The organism is Saccharothrix sp. ST-888, from assembly GCF_000955975.1.
In the GTDB taxonomy this organism is placed as follows: Bacteria; Actinomycetota; Actinomycetes; order Streptomycetales; family Streptomycetaceae; genus Kitasatospora.
In genome coordinates, this window is sequence record NZ_JYJF01000932.1 from 1 (window position 1) to 308 (window position 308).

The following is a 308-nucleotide window of genomic DNA, read 5'->3' on the forward strand; positions in this document are numbered from 1 at the left end:
GCCAGCGGATCATGAACCGCTCGACCACGGTCTCGGCCTTGTCGATCTCGCGCTGCGGCCCCATCGGCAGGCCCTGGCGGCGCGCGGCATGCGCGCAGTACGAGAACGCCATCACAGCAGCCCGGGAGCGGTCTGGTGTCCGATGTCGTACCCGTGCTTGAGGGAGTAGTCGACTTCGAGAGCGAGATCGCCGGGCCCGACCGTGAAGGCGGCGAACTGCGCTACCGAGGCGTGGACATCGACGACGTGGTCGGTCATGTTTCCTTCGGGCACGTCTGGGGCCTGCTGGTGGACGGCGAGTTCAACCC

At 67.5% G+C, this 308-nt stretch carries 1 protein-coding gene; it reads left to right on the forward strand.

All coding sequences use genetic code 11. The features are described 5' to 3' along the window. Positions 1-153: 153 nt before the first annotated feature. Positions 154-308: citrate/2-methylcitrate synthase (locus UK12_RS40760; protein ID WP_442973939.1), on the forward strand; the 155-nt coding region annotated here is incomplete at its 3' end.